The following is a 20,009-nucleotide window of genomic DNA, read 5'->3' on the forward strand; positions in this document are numbered from 1 at the left end:
TTTTACATGAAAGCCATGACAAAGTCATGGCTAGAGCGGATTATCAATTCGACATTAAACTTTGCGTTTATCGAACTGTTGGGCAATATGATCACCTGTGGTTTGAACCAGCATCACCAAAACAATCAGTACCACGATCACCGCCAGCATGACTTGCATATCAAAACGCTGATAGCCATAGCGATAGGCAATGTCTCCGAGCCCGCCTGCTCCGATCGCACCTGCAATGGCAGAAGAACTGATCATGGTGACAATGGTCACGGTAAAGCCTGCAATGATGCCTGGTAGAGCTTCGGGAAGGAGTACGTGCCAAAGAATTTGTTTGCGGTTACAGCCCATCGCTTGTGCGGCTTCAATTAGACCTTGATCGACTTCGCGTAAACTGACCTCTGCAATACGAGCAAAGAAGGGAATTGCGGCAATGGTTAAGGGTACAATCGCAGCTAATACACCATAGCTTGTTCCGACAATCCAGCGGGTAAACGGAATCAATGCCACCATTAAAATCAGGAAAGGGACAGAACGGGTAATGTTAATGACCCAGCCTAAGGACTGATTAATTTTCTTGGATGGATAGATGCCAAAATCTGCGGTACTCACTAAAATCAAGGCAATCGGTAGGCCAATCAAAAAGGCAATCAAGGCAGAAACCCCTACCATCACTAAGGTATCGATTGTGCCTGTCAACAATAGATCAATGAGTTGATTGTACATAACCGATCACCTCAAGTTGTGTAATGGCAGGATGTTGTTCAAATTGTGCATCATTTAAGTCAAATTCGAGATGACCAATGCCAATCACCAGTGAGCCAATGGTTCGCTGTTGAATGGTATCTATCTGACTGTGATAGACCTGAACGGGGCTATTAAAGCTGCCCAGCAATTCATACAGATCAGGAACCGATTTCGATTCACTGACATATTTGAGTTTTAAAATCTGCTGTGTGGTGCGCTGATCAGCAGATTGGCTCAGTTCAAAGGGTAAATTCACCTGTTCAAAATTGAGTAATTCTTGCGTGATCGGTTGTTGTGGATTCGAAAATACCGACCAGACTTGCCCAGACTCGATGATTTCACCATGATCAATCACCACCACTTGATCACAGATTTCCTGTATGACCTGCATTTCATGTGTGATCAAGACAATGGTTAACCCCAAGTCTCGATTGATCTGCTTTAACAAAGCGAGGATATTGGCGGTACTTTCGGGGTCGAGTGCCGAGGTTGCTTCATCACAGAGCAGAATTTCAGGCTGAGAAACCAAGGCACGGGCAATACCAACACGTTGTTTCTGCCCACCTGAAAGTTGGGAGGGGTAATCCTGATGCTTGGCACTTAATCCAACCAGTGTCAATACATCATTAACCCGTTGTTCAATTTCAGCCTTGCCATAACCCGCAATACGTAGCGGTAAAGCCACATTTTCCCACACTGTCTTTGCAGACATTAAATTGAAATGCTGAAAAATCATGCCAATTTTTTGTCGTGTTTTGATCAGTTCAGCATGACTCAACTCAGCAATATTCTGCTGGTGAATCAAAATACTGCCTGTATCAATCGCTTCCAGACCATTCAAGGTACGGATCAGTGATGATTTTCCCGCACCACTTTTCCCGATAATACCGACAATCTGCGCCTTAGGAATATCCAGATGAATGTCTTTCAAGGCATGTAAGCGTTGGCCTTGTACCTCATAAAATTTATTTAAACCGCGTATTTTCAGATGTGGAACTGAAAAATCGACCTGTGAACCAAAACTCACCATCATTGTTCTCCTTATTTCCAACCAGGGAACCAGAGCGTTGGGCCGAAATCGCTGTCTAATGCGGCTTTGACCTTCGGCGAATTTTGATAAATCTCGACAAATTTCTGTAGCTTGCTGTCTTTGTCCTGATAGTCATCACGCACCACAAATAAAATCGCATAACGTTTATTGGTATTGTCATCAAACAATAGGGCACTTTCAGGATCAGCCGTTTTTGCCAAGCGTAGGTAATGTGGATAGCCAAAAGCGAGATCAACATCATCAATCGCACGTGCAGTTTGAGGGCCTTCAACTTCGGTGAATTTCAGATTTTTCGGATTTGCAGTAATGTCTTTTAGGGCAGAAAGATGATTGTTGCTGTCTTTCAGTTCAATCAATTTGGCTTGTTGTAAAAGCAGTAATGCACGGCCTTGATTGACGGGATCATTAGGAATGGCAACAGTTGCGCCATTTGGAAGTTCATCGAAACTTTTATATTTCTTCGAATACAATCCAACATGTGAAGCAGCACCCGCAGCAAAGGATTTTAGCTTGAAGCCAGTTTCCTTAATCGCATTATCCAAGAAGGGTTGATGCTGGAAAAAGTTCGCATCAATGTCGCCATGACTAAGCGTAATATTCGGCGTATTCCAATCGGAAAATTCCACCAATTTCACATTGAGACCTTGTTGTTTGGCTTCATCCGCAGCGACTTGTAGTGGATGTGCAAAAGAAGGGCTAATCCCAATCACCAATTCACTGCTACTACTGTGTCTTTGTTTATTCCAGATGAATAACGCGATAATTGCGATAACAACGACAAGGCCAATACCCAACCATTTTTTTGAGGCAGTTTGAGCCATTTATTTCTCCAACTCTATTCTTAAACGTGTAAGTGCTAAGCACTAATTTCTTCAATTCTTTTTAGATCATCTGTGTTGTTATGCGTTCTACATCGGAACTGATCTGCAGGATGGCTTGCGGCTAAATGATCGCCTTGAGCAAACAGTTTGTTACGCAGTGAACCTGTTGCATATTCAGTTTTATAACGTCCACGTTGTTGTAACTCCGGAATCACCAATCGAATAAAATCATGATGTGATTCAGGGGCAACGGTACGGGTCAGGTTAAAACCATCAATGCCTGTTTGATCAAGCAGTTCTATTAGATATTCAGCAACCTCAGTGCCACTGCCGACAATCAGTGGATAACGGCCACCGAGAACATGCTGCGCTTTCAGATCATTTTTACTGATACGCTGTTCTTTAAATTTTTCATTGACGGAAGCAATGCTGTTGCTTTTTTGATAGGGGATCGCTTCATCATCTTCGAACTTGGCAAGGTCAATACCGACTGAACTGGCATAATGGGCTAAGCCCGCTTCAGGGCTGGCATATTGGCGATATTCAGCCAGTTTTTGCTGTGCGAGTTCGTGTGTTTCAGCCACAACAACGGTAATGCCGACAAAGATTTTAATGCCATGTGCATCACGACCTTGTTGCGTAGCCTGCTGACGTATTTTATTGACTTGCTGACGAATCTTTTCAGGTTGATCTCCGCCAATAAAAATACATTCTGCATGACGTGTGGCGAACTGTAATCCCTTCGGCGAAGCACCGGCCTGAAATAGGGTTGGAGTGCGTTGTAGTGATGGCGCCACCTGAAACACACCTTGGCTTTGGTAATATTGACCTTGATGATTGATCGTGTGGACTTTTTGGGGATCAGTAAAAATACGCTGTTGCTTGTCTTTCTTCAAGGCATCATTTTCCCAAGAACCTTCCCAATATTGATAGCAAAGCTGTAGAAACTCCTCGGCCTGATCATAACGCGCATCATGATCTTTTAAGCCTTTTTGTCCAATCAGGCGTTCGGCACTATCCAGATAACCTGTGACAATATTCCAGCCGAGACGACCTCGGGTTAAATGATCAAGACTGGCAAAACGGCGTGCAAATTGGTAGGGCTGTTCATAGCTTAGATTGACAGTCACACCAAAGCTTAAATTCTGTGTTACCAAGGCCATGGCCGAAATCAAGGTAGAAGGATCATGACTTGGCAACTGGATCGACTCTTTTAAGGTCAGATCGATACCATTTTGATAGACATCATAAACGCCCGTAATATCAGCTAAAAATAAACCATCAAACAAGCCTTGTTCTAAGGTTTGTGCCAATTCAGTCCAATAATTCAGCTCATTAAAGCGATGTGATTGATCACGCGGATGGGTCCATAAACCGTGATTGATATGACCAACACAGTTCATATCAAAAGCATTCAGTAAAATTTTCTTCGGGAGATTTTGACTCATCATAGCGTCCCTCGGCGTGGTGGTAAGATACCGTTCAGGACATAATTGCCAATAAAGTAATATTTCCAGCGTGCGGCATCGTGCAAGGTATGTACCCGTGCATTACGCCAATGACGATCGAGACCATCTGCACGTTGACTGCCGCGGCTGCCTGCCAATTCAATGAGTTTCGATGATGCTTTTAATGCGGTTTCCGTACTATGCGCACGAACTTTGGCGACATCAATTGAGGCTTTGGCTAAGTTCTCTGCATTAAGATCTTGTTTGGCAGCATCAACTGATTGAGCTGCTTGTTTGAGTAGGAGTTCACTGGCTTTAACATCAGTTGCCACGCGCCCCAATTCAGACAGGGTTAATGGATCTTGAGTTGCTGTTTCAATATTGGCATCAATCCAAGGGCGAGCCACACGCACGCGTTGTAATGTTTCCTCAAATGCAGCACGGGCAATCCCAACCTCAATCGCAGCATGCATGATTTGCGCAAAGGGGCCAACCAAAGACAGTTGTTTGAATGCGGTATCAAAAGGAATCACATCTTCTTTGGCAACAAAGACCTGATTAAACTTGACTGTGCCACTACCTGTGGTGCGTTGACCAAAACCAGACCAGTCATCAATCAGCTCAAGACCTTGACTGTCTCGTAATACAAAAGCTAAAAATTCACGTCCAGACTCATCCACCACTAAGGTTGGAATACGATGGGCGAATAAACTGCCTGTGCAATAAAACTTTTCCCCTTGAATCAGATAACCGTTTTCGCTTGGAATCAATGTGGTTTGCTTATGGGCAGAAGTACGCGTTTTAAATTCAGCCAGTGCATTACCGAAACGCGCACCTTGTAAAACTTCTTGATAGAGACGTTTCTTTTGTGCTTCCGTGCCTGTATTACGCAATACTTCCAAAGCATAGAAGTGATTTTGTGGAATTTGTCCAATCGAACCATCCGCACCACTAAACAGAGCAATCACTTTGGCAACAGTGAGGCTAGAAACTTCTGCACCGCCATACTGTTTAGGTACGGTAATCGCCCATAAACCTGATTGGCTATACGCTTCGATTTCTGTAAAAGGTAAGTCCCGATTTGCGTCGCGTTCCACCGCATTTTGCTTAAACTGTTGACTTAGTTGGATCGCAATTTCCAGTGCTTCTGCATCACTCTGAATAACATGCGCCGCTTTAAAATGAGTTTTGGCGAAACCTTGTAATTCTTGATATGAAGTCATGATGATTTACTCCTTAAATCCAGGCATGGCGGGCAGGGTGCGTACCATTGAGGTAATAGTCACCAATGGCATGGAATTTCCAACGCACAGGATCGTGTAAGGTATGTACACGGGCATTGCGCCAGTGTTGATCAAGATTGTGTTGGCTCAGACTGGCACGGCTGCCGCCAAGTTCCAGTAGTTTCTCGGAGATATGTAGGGCAGCATCATTGGCATAGATTTTTGCTTCAGCCACTAAAATTGAGGCGCGAGCAGCTTGCTCGGCAGAGATTTCAGTGAGTTGATCTAGTTCATCCAGATATTCGGCAGCATCATCGAGTAATAAAATGGCTGCATCGAGTAGGATGTTAAGCTTTCCGACTTCTTGCAGGGTGTAATGTTCTTCACTGGCTTTTTCTACACCTGAATCGATGATCGGTCTTGCCTTACGGATGCTGGACAACGTGTCATCAAATGCCGCTTCTGCAATGCCTACATCAATCGCGACTTGTAGCAATTGTGAGTAAGCACCACGCACATTCGGCGTATCGGCAATAATGCGTTCATCAAAAAATAATGAAGGATCAACCTCAACATTGTTTAATTTAACTGTGCCGCTGGCAGTGGTTCGTTGACCAAAGCCATTCCAGTCATTAATCACTTCCACGCCTTCGGCATGACGATCAACAATTACCAATACGGTATAACCTTCAGGATGGAGTGCGCGGATGGCTAACCAGTCTGCAAAGCTAGTTCCTGTGGAGTAAAATTTTTCACCGTTTAAAAAATATTTATCATGTTCAAAATTTAGCTTCGTTTGAATGGCTTTGGTATCTCTCGAATTTTTCTCAGGCCCACCATTGGCAATGCGTTTGCCAGCAAGAATTTCAGAATAGATAAATTGCTTTTGTGAATCTGAACCTGTGATATTGATAAAATTTAAAAGACCAAACTGGTTTTGTGGAATCTGTCCGACATTGGCATCGGCCTTAGTTAAAATTCGAAATACATGTGCCAAAGTTTTGTTGGAGACAAATGCACCGCCATATTGTTGTGGCACACGGATTCCACCGAGACCTTTTTGACTAAATTGAACGATTTGTTCTGTGGGTAAGACACGATTTTGATCTCGATTATTTCGATCTTCTAATGCAAAGTCAGCAACTTGATAGGCAGCATTAATGGCCTGCTGATCATTTGAAATCAGTTGTACTTGCGCTTGGATCACTGATTGATTACTGGACATGTGAGCACCTCTAATAGATAAGAGGAACTTTACAAAAGTTTTACTTTTCCACTAAACCATCAGTTATGGCTTAGTTATCACAATAATTCTTAAGCATTTTTTATGGTAAAAATAACAAAAAAATGAATATTAAATTTCCAGTTAAAATAATGGGTTATGAAAATTTAGACTTGAATGAATGGTACAAAAATCTTTTGCTATGAAAGAAATGAATAATCTCACCAAGAATATTGATAAAGAAAACTTCGCCAAAATTAAAAAAGATAGGCAGAAAAGGACATTGTATTCATTAGCTTTTACTTCTAAAGTATGAAAAACCTTATGTTTGATCGAGTAGAAAAATAAATCTGGAGAGTCTATGCGGGTTTTATACCAATTTCCTTTATCTCACTATTGTGAAAAAGCTCGCTGGTTGTTAGATCATAAGGAGTTGGACTATGTTGCACATAATTTGATTCCTGGCTTCCATCGTGCATTTACCTTCCTAAAATCAGGGCAGTATTTATTGCCAATGTTGAAGGATGATAAACACTGGATTGCTGATTCCACCCAAATCGCTTTATATCTTGATACGACATATCCTGAGCATGCGTTATTAAGACGTGATGAACAGTTACGTGAGCAGGCCTTAGAGATTGATAAGCTGGCTGATGAGTTAGGTGTGCATGTTCGTCGCTGGTCTTTGGCCCATGCATTATCCGTCGGGGATCATCCACTTGAAATCATGATGGGTGAGCAGGGCTATTTACGTCAGTTTGAAAAAATTTCTAAGCCGATCTTAAAAAGTCTGGTTTCAACCAATTATAAGTTGAGCCCTGAAAAAGTCGCGCAATCCAAGTTGCGGATGACGGAACTGATTACGGATCTCAACCAACGCCTGATCGATAATCAAGGGCGTTATCTGGTTGGTGACCGTTTAGGTCTGGCTGATATTGCAGTCTGTTCAATTCTCGCGCCTTTATTGGTGATTAAGGGAACGCCGTGGGAATTGGAAAATGATGATATTGAACAGTTTAATGGTGAACTGAAACAGTATTACGACTATTTATCGGACTTGCCGCTTGGACAATATGTGCAACGTATTTATGCCACTGAGCGTAATGCACGTGTCGACTGGCGTGGTTTATAAATAATTTTTCTGTAAAAGAAGCCCTGATTGGAACAGTCGGGGCTTTTTTTATGAGAAAGAAAATAGAAAAATTGCCAGAAAAGTAAAAAATTATTGGTGAATAAAATTAATTTTTAAAAGAAAATTCGTTTTAAGCAGAAAATAGTAGAAATAATTACCAAATTTACTTTAAAAAAACTGAAAAGAGGGAAATAATTGTAAAAAGGCTTTGTTATCTTATGTTTCAGGGTGTGATGGGGATCGAAACGAGTTGTCCAACTATTGGGAGATCAGTTGAACAGTTGCTCAAAAGGTCTTGTTTCGGCTTTGAGACAAAGATGAACCAAAAGTTTATCGGAATCATGTTTGCGTTATCCATGCAGCATCGTCAAAAGTTAAACGAATGTTTTCCCTTGACCCTTAAAATTACTGAGTGTAGACAGTTCCGAAAAAACGTAGATAAATTATGAGGACTGTAAAAATGGAATTGGACCGTTTTGATAAACAAATTCTAGAAATTTTAACCCATGAAGATGTCAATCTGAATGAACTATCAGAACGTATTAATCTTTCGGTCAGTTCAGTGCATCGCCGCATTAAAAATCTGATTGAATCCCAAGTGATGGGACAGCTCAAACGAGAAATTAATTTTAATAAGCTGGGGTTTAGCCTACATATTCTGTTGCAGGTTTCATTAAGTAAACATGATAGCGAAACTTTTGATAAGTTCTTACAAGAATTAGAAGATATTCCTGAAGTCACCAATGCATTTCTAGTAACAGGGCAGAGTGCTGATTTTATTCTGGAACTGGTGGCCCGTAATATGGATGACTATAGTGAAATCCTGTTACGCCGTATTGGTAAGATTGATAGTGTTGTGGCGTTGCATTCCAGCTTTGTCATTAAAGAATATAATGTTTTTAACTGCTATAAACTTTTAAACAAGCTATAAAAAATGCATCTAAAAAGATGCATTTTTTACTCAGCATAAATGTTTAAGCATCAAGTTGCGTTAAAACATCTTCAGAGAATTCAACGTTGGTATAAACGTTTTGAACATCATCAAGATCTTCAAGCATATCGATCATTTTCATGATCTGTTTCGCTTGATCAATATCATTGATTTCAGCTTTAGTTGATGGGCTCATTACAACTTCAGCATTGTCAGATTTTAGACCTGCTGCTGTAAGTGCATCCTGAACATCACCAAAGCTCTCTGGGCTAGTGATTACCAAGATACTATCTTCATCGATCTCGATATCATCAGCACCTGCTTCTAAAGCGACTTCCATAACTTTATCTTCTAAAGACACATCTTCAAAAGAAATTTCGCCACGTTTGGTGAACAGGTAGGCAACCGAACCATTGGTACCCAAGTTACCATTGGTTTTAGAGAAACAATGGCGAACGTCTGGAACGGTACGGTTCAGGTTATCTGTCATTGTTTCAACAATAACGGCAACACCACCAACACCATAACCTTCATAGGTTACTTCTTTTAAATCATCATTATCTTCGCCGCCAGCACCACGCTGGATCGCACGGTTAATGGTGTCACGTGTCATATTCACAGAAAGTGCTTTTTCGACAACAGCACGTAAACGTGGGTTGCTTGCAGCATCTGGTCCGCCTAAACGTGCAGCGGTTACGATTTCACGGATGTATTTAGTAAAAACTTTACCGCGACTTGCATCTTGTTTAGCTTTACGATGCTTAATATTGGCCCATTTAGAATGACCCGCCATGGAAGTAACTCCAAAAAATTAAAACTCAAAAAAGTGCAGGAATATTAGCATAGCGAAGGTTTTGTTGAAAACTGCCCTAACTCATATTCAAAATTTAAAATCTTGATCAAGCATCAAAGATTGATCAAATAGATTGAATCAATTAATTAATTTTTACATCAATATCGTATTCCGCATACAGCGCTTTGATTTTTTCCAGATCTTGCTGTAGATCGGTTGGGTAGATTTTACCCAAGATGCCGCCTTGTTTGGTACGTGCATTGGCATACATCAGAATGATGGGCACATTGGCAGCTTTTGCGATATGCCAGAAACCAGTACGGATCGGTTTACGCGCCTCACCATCTTTAGCACGGGTTGCTTCTGGTGCAATGACCAGATTAAAACGCTCATTCTGGTTAAAAAGCTCAACCATTTGCGTGACAATATCTTTACTGGCTTTGCGGTCAACAGGGATACCGCCTAAATGCTCTAAAATAGGCTTTAAAGGGCCTTTGAATAACTCTTTTTTAATCAGTGTATGAATTTTAATCTCTAAAATTTCAAATAAAGCCAGAGAGAGGATGGTATCGAGATTGGAGGTATGTTCAAAACCGATAATAACTTGTTTCTTTTCTAAGATTGCTGGATCAACGTTATATTTCCAACCTGTTGCTTTAAAAATAGATTTTCCTAAAAACTTTTTCATATCCGTGATCATTCGCAATGTGTGGTCGCAGTGTAATACGAGTTTTGAGGAAAATACATATCCGAAAAGTTCAGATAATAGAAATCTGGGTGGCTTTTTAATGATCAAAACCGTGCAATATTTGCTTTACTCATTATATAGAGATCAGATAGAATCAGCGCAGTTTATGATTTTTAACACTATTTTGGTGGTTTGATAAAATCATCTGCTTGTAATTTAAGTTAAATTTAACTAAGATCAGGCAGCATTGATCATATCGATATGATTGAAATTTATAGGGCCTATAGCTCAGTTGGTTAGAGCAGCGGACTCATAATCCGTTGGTCCCGTGTTCAAGTCACGGTGGGCCCACCATATATCAAGCACTTACATGCATTAATTGTAAGTGCTTTTTTAATGCTTAAATTTATGTAATTAGTATATAAATAAAATAAATTAAAATGGAGCAGCCTAGTGGAAGAGATTTTTAAAAACTCATGGTTAGGTCTAAGTGGTATTTCAATTTTTACTTTTCTTGTAGGGATTATAGTTGGGCATAAATTAAATATTCATAGAGATAAACGTAGTAGGCTCTTTGAGTTGTCAAAAGATTTAAAAAAGTACTTCTTGGATCAAGTTGACGAACCAACAATTTCTGATTATGAAAACATACACAAATCGATGAATGTTTATATTCATTACATGTCTAGTATTAATTATTTCTATAAGAAAAAGTCACTGAAATTACGTTACTTGAGTGACAATTTTTTCGAATATATTAAGAAAGCAGAATTAGCACCTAGTGAAAAGAGTGTAGGTTATTTTTATGTAAACTTATCACTCCCTAAAGATCCTGAACCAATAAGAGAGAAATCTAAAAAAATATTAGAGTTACTAAATGATTAATAAAAGGATGACTCTAAGCCCATATAAGTTTGCGGATATCTGTCAAACACCATCTGTAAGTACAATTCGTAAAAAACTTTTATTGGTACTATCTCAAGCTTGTAAAGTATGTCATAGCCTCTATACGTCCTCATAAGTAGTATGTAAGCAAATTCATTTTATTAGCATCCTCAAACAACAGATCGATTAAAAAGATCTCTGCAAGGGTTGACTCTACTATTGCTAAAAGCTTAGTTTTCTTGAGACTACTATTAGCAGTATCTATGATGATTGATCTCAATTTAGTAAAAGTATTTATAACAATTTACGATACGCAAAGCGTCAGTATCGCGGCAGAGCGTTTGAATATTACACAGCCATCTGTGAGCCATAATTTATCGAGATTGAGATATATATTTAAGGATCAGCTATTTACAAGAACAAAAGATGGCATGATTCCTACAGCGTATTCAACTCAGCTCTATGAGTCTTTAAATCAGCCATTCATTGATATTGAAAATACGATTAGTAAAGTCACCAATTTTGATATCGCCAATAGTGAACGCTGTTTCAAAATTGCGTTAACCGATATTGGGGCAATGTACTTTTTGCCAAAAATCTATGAAAGTCTGGAAAAAATAGCACCCAATATTTCTCTGGAAGTCGTTACTGTCGATATGAATAAGCTCACGGACTGGCTGATTACAGGAAAAGTTGATGCTGCGATCTGTAATAGAAATTTAGAAGATAGAAATTTAAATACCCTGAGATTATTTCAAGAAAAATATGTCTGTTTGCTCAGTAAAGATATCCAGCTAGTCAATCATCAGTTAACACTGGAAACCTTTTTAAAAGAAAATCACGCAGTTGTTTTGGCATCTACAGGACATAACCTGATTGAAAACTATTTAAACCAAAAAGGTCTGCGACGTAAAATTAAATTAAGGGTTCCTCAATTTAGTATTTTGAATGAATTGATTGAAAAGCATAATCTCATTGTGACTGTACCCATGAGAATTGGTGCTTTTTTTAAGTCAAATACCAATATTAAAATTTATGACCTCCCATTTGAGTTACCTGAGATTGATGTCACCTTACATTGGTATAAAAAAGCTGGAGATATAATGGCTCAGAAATGGTTTATCGATTTCTTACAGGATACGCTTTCGCAGAGCTGACTGAATGATTGAGAGTTTTTGTTTTCGCTTAAAAGTTATGTTGAATAAAAAGCCACTCTACATAGACAAGGGCTATAAGAGATAATATTTATTATTAATTTGATCTATATTTTGGCTGATTCTAAGATTTGTAGTGAATTACACAATCAAGGAAATATTGTGAAAACAGTTCAGCAGTATACTTATGATATTTTAAGAAAAAATAAAATTAACAAGGTATTTGGAAACCCTGGTTCGAATGAGCTTCCTTTCTTAAAAAATTTTCCAGCTGATTTCCAATATATCTTAGGTTTACATGAAGGTACGGTGGTTGGTATTGCCGATGGTTATGCTCAGGCAACAGGGCAGCCTGCATTTGTAAATTTACATTCAGCGGCGGGAACAGGTAATGCAATGGGGGCCTTAAGTAATGCATGGAACTCGCATACGCCTCTAGTGATTACATCGGGGCAGCAAACCCGTGCCATGATGGGGGTAGAAGCTTTATTAACCAATTTAGAAGCAACCCAATTACCCAAACCTTTGGTGAAATGGAGTCATGAGCCAGCAAGTGCCAATGAAGTTCCGCATGCGATCAGTCGTGCTATTGATCTTGCAAAAACTGAAGCTGCTGGGCCTGTGTATGTTTCCATACCTTATAGTGATTGGGATATCGAGGTTGATGAACAAAGCGAGCATTTATTAAGGAAGCATGTCGTATCTTCACAATGTTTATCCGATCATGATTTACAAACAATTGCTCAAAAAATTAATTCTGCTGAAAAAGTTGCTGTGGTTCTCGGAACAGATGTTGACCGTCAATATGCAAATGAAAATGCGCTTCAATTTGTAGAATCCTTAAATGTCCCCGTATGGATTGCACCGTCTTCACCGCGCTGTCCTTTTCCAACCATGCATCCTTATTTTCAGGGAATCCTGCCAGCGAGTATTGCGGGGATTTCAGCAATTTTTAAAAATTATGATTTGGTACTGGTTTTCGGTGCACCTGTATTTCGCTATCACCAATATGAACCTGGGCTGTATCTCGGAGAAAATACCGAATTAATTGCTTTTAGCTGTGATATTCATGAAGCTGCTAGAGCAGCAATGGGAATAAGCTATATTTGTGATTTAAAGGATAGTTTGGCGCGTTTAAGTCAGGTGGTAGAGAAAAAACAAGGTGAGGTTACGCCTCGACCACGGGCTAAATTGGCAGAACCTAGCCAAGGAAATTATATTAAGCCAGAACGATTATTTGATTTGCTCAATGATCTGGTGCCTGAGGATACGATTTTTACCAATGAATCTACCTCAACCATGAACATTCTCTGGGAGCGCTTGAATATTAAAGGACAGGGTAGCTATTTCTTTGCTGCTGCAGGTGGACTTGGATTTGGTATGCCTGCTGCTGTAGGAATTCAGTTGGCACACACACAACGTAGAGTTGTCGCAATCATTGGCGATGGTTCCGCTAATTACAGTATTACGGCATTATGGACTGCCGCTCAATATAAAATTCCTGTTATTTTTATTGTTCTGAAAAATGGAACCTATGGCGCATTACGTTGGTTCGCTGATGTTTTAAGAGCAGAAAATGTCCCCGGAATGGATGTTCCTGATATCGATTTTACTCAGATTGCACAAGGTTATGGTGTTGAGGCGCATCGCATCAGCAATGATGCGGAATTTATCAGCCGATTTAAACAGGCGCTTGCCTCTGATCAACCGACTTTACTGGAGATTGTTACAGTAGAAAATTAACGGGTCGAGGCAGATTTAAAATTACAAGATAGGATGCTGTTACATGCAAGAAAACCCAGTTATTGATGCATTTCAAGATTTGCTTAAACCCCGTCAGATTTTGCTGAAAGAATCTGCCAAGGCCCCTTATTTAAAAGGATTTCGGATTGGAAAAGGTGATGCAATTGCTGTGGTCATTCCTGAAACCTTATTGGAACTATGGAAGGTATTAGAGATTTGCGTGCAGCATGATGTCATCATGATCTTGCAGGCATCGAATACCAGCGTAACAGGCGGGGCTACGCCTGATTCAAATAATTATGACCGTGATGTGGTAGTCATAAGTACAAGCAAATTGAAGGGTTTGCAATTGTTGGAGCAAGCAACACAGTTAATTGCCTTTCCCGGTACCACGTTAACAGAGCTGGAAAATGCGTTAAAACCTTATGGTCGTGAACCTCATTCCGTCATCGGTTCTTCTTGTATTGGTGCCTCAGTCATTGGCGGTGTTTGCAATAACTCGGGAGGTTCTCTGATTCAAAGAGGGCCTGCATATACCGAAAAATCTCTATTTGCCCGAATTGATGAGAATGGAAGCTTAATTCTCGTCAATCACTTAGGAATTGATTTAGGTGCTACACCCGAAGAAATTTTTCAAAATTTAGAACAGAAAAACTATTTAACCGCGCACTCACAACATTGGGAAGGACGTATATGGGCAGATGATTATGCCGCAACCTTAAGAGATACGACTTCTGCAATGCCAACAAGATACAATGGCAATCCTGAATATCTACATGACAGTGCTGGATGTTCGGGTAAATTAGCGGTTTTTGCTGTGCGTTTACCGACTTTTGCCGCAGCTGCTGAGGCAAGTACCTATCTGATAGGGAGTAATGATGAATTGCAGTTCATTCAATTACGTAAATATTTATTAGAACATTTATCGGAACTGCCTATTCAAGCTGAATATATTCATAAAAATGCATTTGAGATGACCCAACGCTATGCAAAACATATGTATAAGGCGATTGATATCTGGGGTGCTGAGAAAATCCCGAATTTATTTGCATTTAAATCAAAGATTGATCAATTTTTCAAACAAGTTCCTTTCTTGCCTAACAATACAGCTGATCGTTGTATTCAGTTGTTTAATCGCCTTTCGCCGTCATGGATTGAGCCGCGTATACAAGAATTTCACCAAAAGTATCAGCATCTATTGATGATTAAGATTGATGCACAACAGAAAGACGAATTGCAAAAACTATTAAATGATTTCTTTTCTGGAAAGAAAGCACATTTCTTTCTATGCAATAAAAAAGAAGAGAAGAATGTATTTCTGATCCGTTTTGCTGTCGGTGGTTGTGTTGTTTACTACTGCGAAAGTCGATCAATTGATCCGAATCAGCGTTTGGTGTCGTTTGATGTCGCATTTAGACGAAATGATCAACAGTGGTTAATTCGTTTACCCGAGCATCTGCAAAAACAGGTGATGATGGAAAGCTGCTGTGGGCATTTCTTTTGTCTGGTATCACATCAAGACTATCTGCTTAAAGATGGTGTGGATGCCAAACAATTTAAAAATGAGGTTCTCTCTTATCTCAAGGCACGTGGTGCAAAATATCCAGCAGAACATAATGTTGGTCATCTCTATCAGGCTTCGCCAACGTATCAGGCACATTTAAGGCAACTGGATCCGACCAATAGTTTCAATCCTGGTATTGGTAAAACCAGTAAAGCGAAACATTGGCATTAGAAAACCACAAGGATCTGTCTGAAAAACCAATAGAAGGGAAACTGTTGTGTCACGTCAATTCATCAATGTTGAAGACTATCGACGTCATGCCAAAGCTCAACTGCCACGGATTATTTTCGATTATTTAGAGGGTGGTGCTGAGGATGAAAAAGGTCTACAGCATAATCGATCCGTTTTCGATCAATGGCGATTTAAGCCTCAGCGTTTCATTGATATCAGTCATCGTGACATTTCTTGTGAGCTCTTTAATAAGAAATGGGATGCGCCTTTTGCAATTGCCCCCACAGGTTTAAATAGCTCTTTTTGGCCTAAAGCAGATGCTTTACTGGCAAAAAGTGCAGCCCGCGCGAATATTCCCTTCATGCTTTCGACAGCTTCAAATATGTCGATTGAAGATGTTGCTCAAACATGTGATGGTGAAAAGTGGTTTCAGCTCTATGTTGTACACGAAGAATTAGCGGTTCAAATGGTTCATCGAGCACTAAAAGCGGGATATACCACTTTGGTCATTACTCTGGATGTTGGAGTAAATGGCTATCGAGAACGAGATATTCGCAATGAGTTTGCGCTTCCGCTACGATTTTCACCAAGTTTGGTGCTGGATGGTATGTTGCATCCAGCTTGGTCATTGCGGTTTCTTCAACAGGGAATGCCACAATTGGCTAATTTTGTAACTTCGGAGGCGCAGAGTCTGGAAATACAAGCTGCGTTGATGAGCCGTCAGATGGATACCCGTTTTAATCTGGAAAGTTTAAAAAAGCTTCGTGATATTTGGCCACATACTTTACTGGTCAAAGGTATTGTCCGTCTGGAAGATGCTCAAAGTGCCATTCAATGTGGTGCAGATGGGGTCATTCTTTCCAATCATGGTGGACGCCAACTCGATTGTAGTATTTCTCCGATGGAAGCCTTATACGATATTTCCAGTTCTATTCATCAACCCGTCTTTATCGATAGTGGTTTTAGACGTGGTTCCGATATTGTCAAAGCCTTATGTCTGGGAGCGAATATGGTATGTTTGGGCCGTGCGACTTTATATGGACTGGCTGCAAAAGGAGAGGTTGGCGTTAATGAAGTGATTGCATTGTTAAAACAGGATGTCGATCGTACTTTGGCACAAATCGGATGCCCATCGGTGAAGCAACTGGATACACGCTATATTACTCGAAGCCCATGAATTTAGAAGTTCGAGCCTTTTAATAGGGTACTCAGAAACCAATAAAAAAACCTAACTGAAGTGTTAGGTTTTTTTATTGCATTTAAATAGATATTTACAGTGGATATTGAATCCCTTTATCTAAAATACTGACCCATTGGCGCTGACTGAATTCATCAAAATTTGCTGGCCCACCGAAGCGCCCACCATATCCTGATTCTCCCATTCCTCCAAACGGTACATGATATTCATTGTTAACGGTTTGATCATTAATATGAATCATGCCGCTTTTAATATCTTTGGCTAAGTCATAGGCCCAAGCGGTGCGCGCCGTATGAATGGCAACAGCTAGACCATATTTAGATGAGTTTACGATTTCAATAGCTTCTGCAATATCATCAAAAATCAGGATCGGTGCGACAGGGCCAAAAATTTCATGTGTAAAAAGTGGATTGTCTTTACTGATATTGGTCACAACGGCTGGATGGAAGAATAATTGATCTCCTTGACCGCCGCATTCCAGAGTCGCACCTTGTTCAACCGCAGTTTCAACCATACGGCAGACTTTCTGATGTTGATTGGCATTAATTAATGGGCCCAATTGAGTTTCAGGTGAAGATGGATCGCCAACCTTGAGAGATGACGCCTTTTCTTTTAGTTTTTGAATATATTCATCTGCAATACTGCGATGTACTAAATGGCGACCTGTTTGCATACAAATTTGCCCTTGATGCAGAAAACTACCCCAAACGGCATTGTTTACAGCAGTATCTATATCTGCATCTTCGCAAATAATCATGGCGTTATTACCGCCTAATTCCAGCACGCATTTTTTCAATTGTTTGGCACAAGATTCAGCAATTTTTTTGCCTACAGCGGTTGAGCCAGTAAAAGAAATCAGATTAACAAGCGGATGATTGACCAATGCTTCACCGATCTCACTTTCGCCGCTGATCACCTGAAAATTACCCTCAGGTAATCCTGACATCTGGAAAAGCCACGCTAGCAAGGCTCCACCAGTAACATTACTAAATTCTGAAGGCTTAAGAATCACGCTATTACCCATTGCCAAAGCGGGTGCGATTGAACGAATGGATAGCAATAAAGGGAAATTCCACGGCGAAATGACGCCTACAACACCTAAAGGAACACGCTGCCAGACGTTTGTTCTGCCTGAAATGGAGGAGGGGAAAATTTCTCCTGCTGCTGCCATCGGCATGGAGGAAGCCATATATAACTGTTCTATGCAGGCATTCGCTTCCCAGCCAGCTTTTAACAATGTTGAACCACACTCCTGAACATTCCAGTCAATGAAGGTTTGAATATTCTCTTCAAAAAATTGCGCTGCTTTTCTGAGTATCTTGGCACGGCTTTCAAAGCTGGTATTTTTCCACGATTTTTGTGCTTCTACAGCGATTTCGACGGAACTGTTCACGTTATCTAGTGAGGCAAGTTGCACAGTTGAGATCATTTCGCCTGTTGCTGGATTGATAATGTCTCTTGATAAGTTATTTGTTTTAATCCAGTTTCCCTGAAAAATATATTCTTTCCAAATCTGTTCAACAATATTGGCTTGAGTATTCATCGTATTATCCTTTAACGATTTGTTGTACTGGGTTTAATTTCTGATGTGTAAAGAGGGCGATCGTAATTGCACCGATGATGCCGGGAATAGCAAATACCAAGAAGTTTTGCTCAAAAGGAAGATTAAGGGCGAGCAAGAAGCCACCAAATAATGGGCCAGCAATTGCGCCAAAACGACCGATGGCAGCGGCAAAACTGACGCCTGTGGAACGAATATTGGCAGGATAAAAATCTGCTGCGAGTGCATGTATCACCGCCATTGAGCCCACAGTTGCACCGCCAGCGATAATCAATAACAGGGTCAGAATGAGCTTGGGTGGATGAAAGCCGAGGCAACTAATCGATAGCGCAGCCAATATGTAGCCTAAAACAAGCGTTTTCTTGGCACCAAGTTTATCGGCAATGACGCCAAATACTAATGTCCCTAAAATTGCACCGATATTGAGTGTGACCAAAAAAGTAATACTAGAACCTAAAGAATAGCCACCAACATTCATAAGTTTTGGCAACCATGTATTCAGGCCATAAACCATTAACATCACCATCGCAAAGCTAGACCAGATCAGGAACGTCCTGAATGCTTTGCCTTCGGTAAATAGGCCTAGAACAGGGTTCTTCTGGGTATTGCTTGTCATCTCAACCACATAGTGCATTTGAGGTTGATGGATGTGATGAGGATTCAGCTTTTTTAATGTCTGGACGACTTCAGTCTGACGATTTTTATGAATCAGGTAGCTGATGGATTCAGGAAAGGTTTTCATCATAAAAGGGACGATGACAATACTGCTCCCCGCAATCCAAAAGGCAATTTTCCATCCAAAAGTAGAGATCAAGAACAAGCCTGCCAGACCTGAAATAATTGCGCCAACGCCATAAAAGGCGAGAACAAAATTGATTAAGCGGTTGCGATGAGTACTTGGCGACATTTCCTTCACGATCGTGACCAGATTCGGAACTGCCCCCCCTAAACCCAAACCCGTTAGAAATCGGCATATAAAAAAACTGATGACATCATGGGTAAAGCCATTCATGGTGACAGCAAGGCTCGACAGAATCGTACAGGCAATAATGACGTTTTTACGGCCAAATTTATCAGCTGCCATGCCGAGAGTAATCGCACCGACCATCATACCCATTAATGATGCTGCGCCCAGCAATCCTGCCGTCTGGGGGCTAAGCTGCCATTCAGTCATCAAATGAGGTAATACCGAACCGTAAATCACCAGATCATAGCCATCAAAAAGCATAATGATGGAACACCAAAAAACCAGAATTTTATGGTGCTTATTTAATGAAGCTTGATCAATCAACCTTGCAGCATTGATATTTTGCATTGAGTCCTTCCTTTGGATAATGAAAATTTCCTTTTCAGTTATTTTTCCTTTAAAATTTAATGAGATATCGAACTCATCCTTGAATTCTTGTTTTATAGCGCTCAATGTTAAGCTTAGATTTATTAGTAGTATTGATCAAATTGATAAATAATATTATTCAATATATATCCTATCTATAGAATCTGCCCATTTCTGCTTGAAGATGCTAGAGTTGTCCTATATTTTAGTTGATTAGTTTCAAATGGTTATTGATATTTTGTGGGTTTTTACGAGTACTATTCGACTGCATTGCAATAAAATTTCTTCATTTCTTCATTTCTTCATTTCTTCATTTCTTCATTTCTTCATTTCTTCATTTCTTCATTTCTTCATTT

General features: G+C 40.2%; 17 protein-coding genes and 1 tRNA gene. 8 read left to right on the forward strand and 10 right to left on the reverse strand.

Annotation, left to right across the window (positions count from 1 at the left end; genetic code table 11):
• Nucleotides 1-54: 54 nt before the first annotated feature.
• From IEV36_RS00135 to IEV36_RS00160, 6 genes are read right to left on the reverse strand one after another with little or no spacing between them, the layout of a single operon-like run.
• Nucleotides 55-714 (reverse strand): methionine ABC transporter permease, encoded by a 660-nt coding sequence (locus IEV36_RS00135; RefSeq protein WP_005257093.1) that lies wholly within the window; start codon nucleotides 712-714, stop codon nucleotides 55-57.
• Nucleotides 695-1,765, reverse strand: coding sequence for a methionine ABC transporter ATP-binding protein (locus tag IEV36_RS00140; RefSeq protein ID WP_005257094.1), 1,071 nt, complete (start codon nucleotides 1,763-1,765; stop codon nucleotides 695-697). The genes IEV36_RS00135 and IEV36_RS00140 overlap by 20 nt, the downstream gene beginning before the upstream one ends.
• Nucleotides 1,766-1,776: 11 nt before the next feature.
• The gene (locus IEV36_RS00145; protein WP_005257097.1) at nucleotides 1,777-2,607 is read right to left on the reverse strand and encodes a MetQ/NlpA family ABC transporter substrate-binding protein; all 831 of its coding nucleotides are present in this window, start codon (nucleotides 2,605-2,607) and stop codon (nucleotides 1,777-1,779) included.
• 35 nt (nucleotides 2,608-2,642) lie between these two features.
• Nucleotides 2,643-4,055, reverse strand: a complete 1,413-nt coding sequence (locus IEV36_RS00150) for an LLM class flavin-dependent oxidoreductase (protein WP_032863874.1) — start codon at nucleotides 4,053-4,055, stop codon at nucleotides 2,643-2,645.
• On the reverse strand, nucleotides 4,055-5,278 hold the full coding sequence (locus tag IEV36_RS00155; protein ID WP_005257101.1) for an SfnB family sulfur acquisition oxidoreductase: 1,224 nt from the start codon (nucleotides 5,276-5,278) through the stop codon (nucleotides 4,055-4,057). The genes IEV36_RS00150 and IEV36_RS00155 overlap by 1 nt, the downstream gene beginning before the upstream one ends.
• Nucleotides 5,279-5,291: 13 nt before the next feature.
• On the reverse strand, nucleotides 5,292-6,503 hold the full coding sequence (locus tag IEV36_RS00160; RefSeq protein WP_005257102.1) for an SfnB family sulfur acquisition oxidoreductase: 1,212 nt from the start codon (nucleotides 6,501-6,503) through the stop codon (nucleotides 5,292-5,294).
• A gap of 358 nt (nucleotides 6,504-6,861) precedes the next feature.
• Here IEV36_RS00160 and IEV36_RS00165 point away from each other — a divergent pair, with 358 nt between their 5' ends.
• Nucleotides 6,862-7,632 carry a glutathione S-transferase family protein gene (locus IEV36_RS00165; RefSeq protein ID WP_005257103.1) on the forward strand — a complete coding sequence of 257 codons (771 nt, stop codon included), beginning with the start codon at nucleotides 6,862-6,864 and terminating at the stop codon, nucleotides 7,630-7,632.
• A gap of 460 nt (nucleotides 7,633-8,092) precedes the next feature.
• Complete coding sequence (locus IEV36_RS00170; protein ID WP_004771770.1) at nucleotides 8,093-8,563, forward strand: Lrp/AsnC family transcriptional regulator; 471 nt, start codon at nucleotides 8,093-8,095, stop codon at nucleotides 8,561-8,563.
• Nucleotides 8,564-8,606: 43 nt separating this feature from the next.
• On the opposite strand, the gene IEV36_RS00175 is transcribed toward IEV36_RS00170, so the two are convergent.
• Nucleotides 8,607-9,356, reverse strand: coding sequence for a YebC/PmpR family DNA-binding transcriptional regulator (locus IEV36_RS00175; RefSeq protein ID WP_004653079.1), 750 nt, complete (start codon nucleotides 9,354-9,356; stop codon nucleotides 8,607-8,609).
• Nucleotides 9,357-9,498: 142 nt separating this feature from the next.
• Entirely contained in the window at nucleotides 9,499-10,044 is a 546-nt protein-coding gene (locus IEV36_RS00180; protein WP_032863876.1) for a 1-acyl-sn-glycerol-3-phosphate acyltransferase, read from the reverse strand.
• A gap of 277 nt (nucleotides 10,045-10,321) precedes the next feature.
• On the opposite strand from IEV36_RS00180, the gene IEV36_RS00185 reads away from it, so the two are divergent.
• The 6 genes from IEV36_RS00185 to IEV36_RS00210 all read left to right on the forward strand — a co-directional run bounded on the left by IEV36_RS00185 (nucleotide 10,322) and on the right by IEV36_RS00210 (nucleotide 16,738).
• Nucleotides 10,322-10,398, forward strand: a tRNA-Ile gene (locus IEV36_RS00185).
• A gap of 99 nt (nucleotides 10,399-10,497) precedes the next feature.
• Entirely contained in the window at nucleotides 10,498-10,929 is a 432-nt protein-coding gene (locus IEV36_RS00190) for a hypothetical protein (protein ID WP_005257105.1), read from the forward strand.
• 266 nt (nucleotides 10,930-11,195) lie between these two features.
• Nucleotides 11,196-12,086, forward strand: a complete 891-nt coding sequence (locus tag IEV36_RS00195; RefSeq protein ID WP_005257107.1) for a LysR family transcriptional regulator — start codon at nucleotides 11,196-11,198, stop codon at nucleotides 12,084-12,086.
• Between the two features lie 159 nt (nucleotides 12,087-12,245).
• Nucleotides 12,246-13,826: a benzoylformate decarboxylase gene (mdlC, locus tag IEV36_RS00200; RefSeq protein WP_005257108.1), complete on the forward strand. Its 1,581-nt coding sequence runs from the start codon at nucleotides 12,246-12,248 to the stop codon at nucleotides 13,824-13,826.
• Nucleotides 13,827-13,869: 43 nt separating this feature from the next.
• Complete coding sequence (gene dld / locus IEV36_RS00205) at nucleotides 13,870-15,561, forward strand: D-lactate dehydrogenase (protein ID WP_005257109.1); 1,692 nt, start codon at nucleotides 13,870-13,872, stop codon at nucleotides 15,559-15,561.
• A gap of 46 nt (nucleotides 15,562-15,607) precedes the next feature.
• Entirely contained in the window at nucleotides 15,608-16,738 is a 1,131-nt protein-coding gene (locus IEV36_RS00210) for an alpha-hydroxy-acid oxidizing protein (protein WP_005257110.1), read from the forward strand.
• Between the two features lie 94 nt (nucleotides 16,739-16,832).
• On the opposite strand, the gene IEV36_RS00215 is transcribed toward IEV36_RS00210, so the two are convergent.
• Nucleotides 16,833-18,302 carry an aldehyde dehydrogenase family protein gene (locus tag IEV36_RS00215; RefSeq protein WP_005257111.1) on the reverse strand — a complete coding sequence of 490 codons (1,470 nt, stop codon included), beginning with the start codon at nucleotides 18,300-18,302 and terminating at the stop codon, nucleotides 16,833-16,835.
• A gap of 4 nt (nucleotides 18,303-18,306) precedes the next feature.
• A complete protein-coding gene (locus tag IEV36_RS00220; RefSeq protein ID WP_004771781.1) occupies nucleotides 18,307-19,635 on the reverse strand; it encodes an MFS transporter in 1,329 nt (442 codons plus the stop codon).
• Nucleotides 19,636-20,009: the final 374 nt, after the last annotated feature.

It is taken from the genome of Acinetobacter vivianii, from assembly GCF_014635885.1.
Taxonomy (GTDB): Bacteria; Pseudomonadota; Gammaproteobacteria; order Pseudomonadales; family Moraxellaceae; genus Acinetobacter; species Acinetobacter vivianii.

Bases quoted from the DNA above. Each gene is read 5' to 3' on its own strand.
- IEV36_RS00195 (WP_005257107.1), top strand. From the start codon at position 11,196: ATGATTGATCTCAATTTAGTAAAAGTATTTATAACAATTTACGATACG.
- IEV36_RS00160 (WP_005257102.1), bottom strand. From the start codon at position 6,503: ATGTCCAGTAATCAATCAGTGATCCAAGCGCAAGTACAACTGATTTCA.
- IEV36_RS00170 (WP_004771770.1), top strand. From the start codon at position 8,093: ATGGAATTGGACCGTTTTGATAAACAAATTCTAGAAATTTTAACCCAT.
- dld (WP_005257109.1), top strand. From the start codon at position 13,870: ATGCAAGAAAACCCAGTTATTGATGCATTTCAAGATTTGCTTAAACCC.
- IEV36_RS00150 (WP_032863874.1), bottom strand. From the start codon at position 4,055: ATGAGTCAAAATCTCCCGAAGAAAATTTTACTGAATGCTTTTGATATG.
- IEV36_RS00165 (WP_005257103.1), top strand. From the start codon at position 6,862: ATGCGGGTTTTATACCAATTTCCTTTATCTCACTATTGTGAAAAAGCT.
- IEV36_RS00135 (WP_005257093.1), bottom strand. From the start codon at position 714: ATGTACAATCAACTCATTGATCTATTGTTGACAGGCACAATCGATACC.
- IEV36_RS00220 (WP_004771781.1), bottom strand. From the start codon at position 19,635: ATGCAAAATATCAATGCTGCAAGGTTGATTGATCAAGCTTCATTAAAT.
- IEV36_RS00175 (WP_004653079.1), bottom strand. From the start codon at position 9,356: ATGGCGGGTCATTCTAAATGGGCCAATATTAAGCATCGTAAAGCTAAA.
- IEV36_RS00215 (WP_005257111.1), bottom strand. From the start codon at position 18,302: ATGAATACTCAAGCCAATATTGTTGAACAGATTTGGAAAGAATATATT.
- IEV36_RS00155 (WP_005257101.1), bottom strand. From the start codon at position 5,278: ATGACTTCATATCAAGAATTACAAGGTTTCGCCAAAACTCATTTTAAA.
- IEV36_RS00140 (WP_005257094.1), bottom strand. From the start codon at position 1,765: ATGGTGAGTTTTGGTTCACAGGTCGATTTTTCAGTTCCACATCTGAAA.
- IEV36_RS00145 (WP_005257097.1), bottom strand. From the start codon at position 2,607: ATGGCTCAAACTGCCTCAAAAAAATGGTTGGGTATTGGCCTTGTCGTT.
- IEV36_RS00180 (WP_032863876.1), bottom strand. From the start codon at position 10,044: ATGAAAAAGTTTTTAGGAAAATCTATTTTTAAAGCAACAGGTTGGAAA.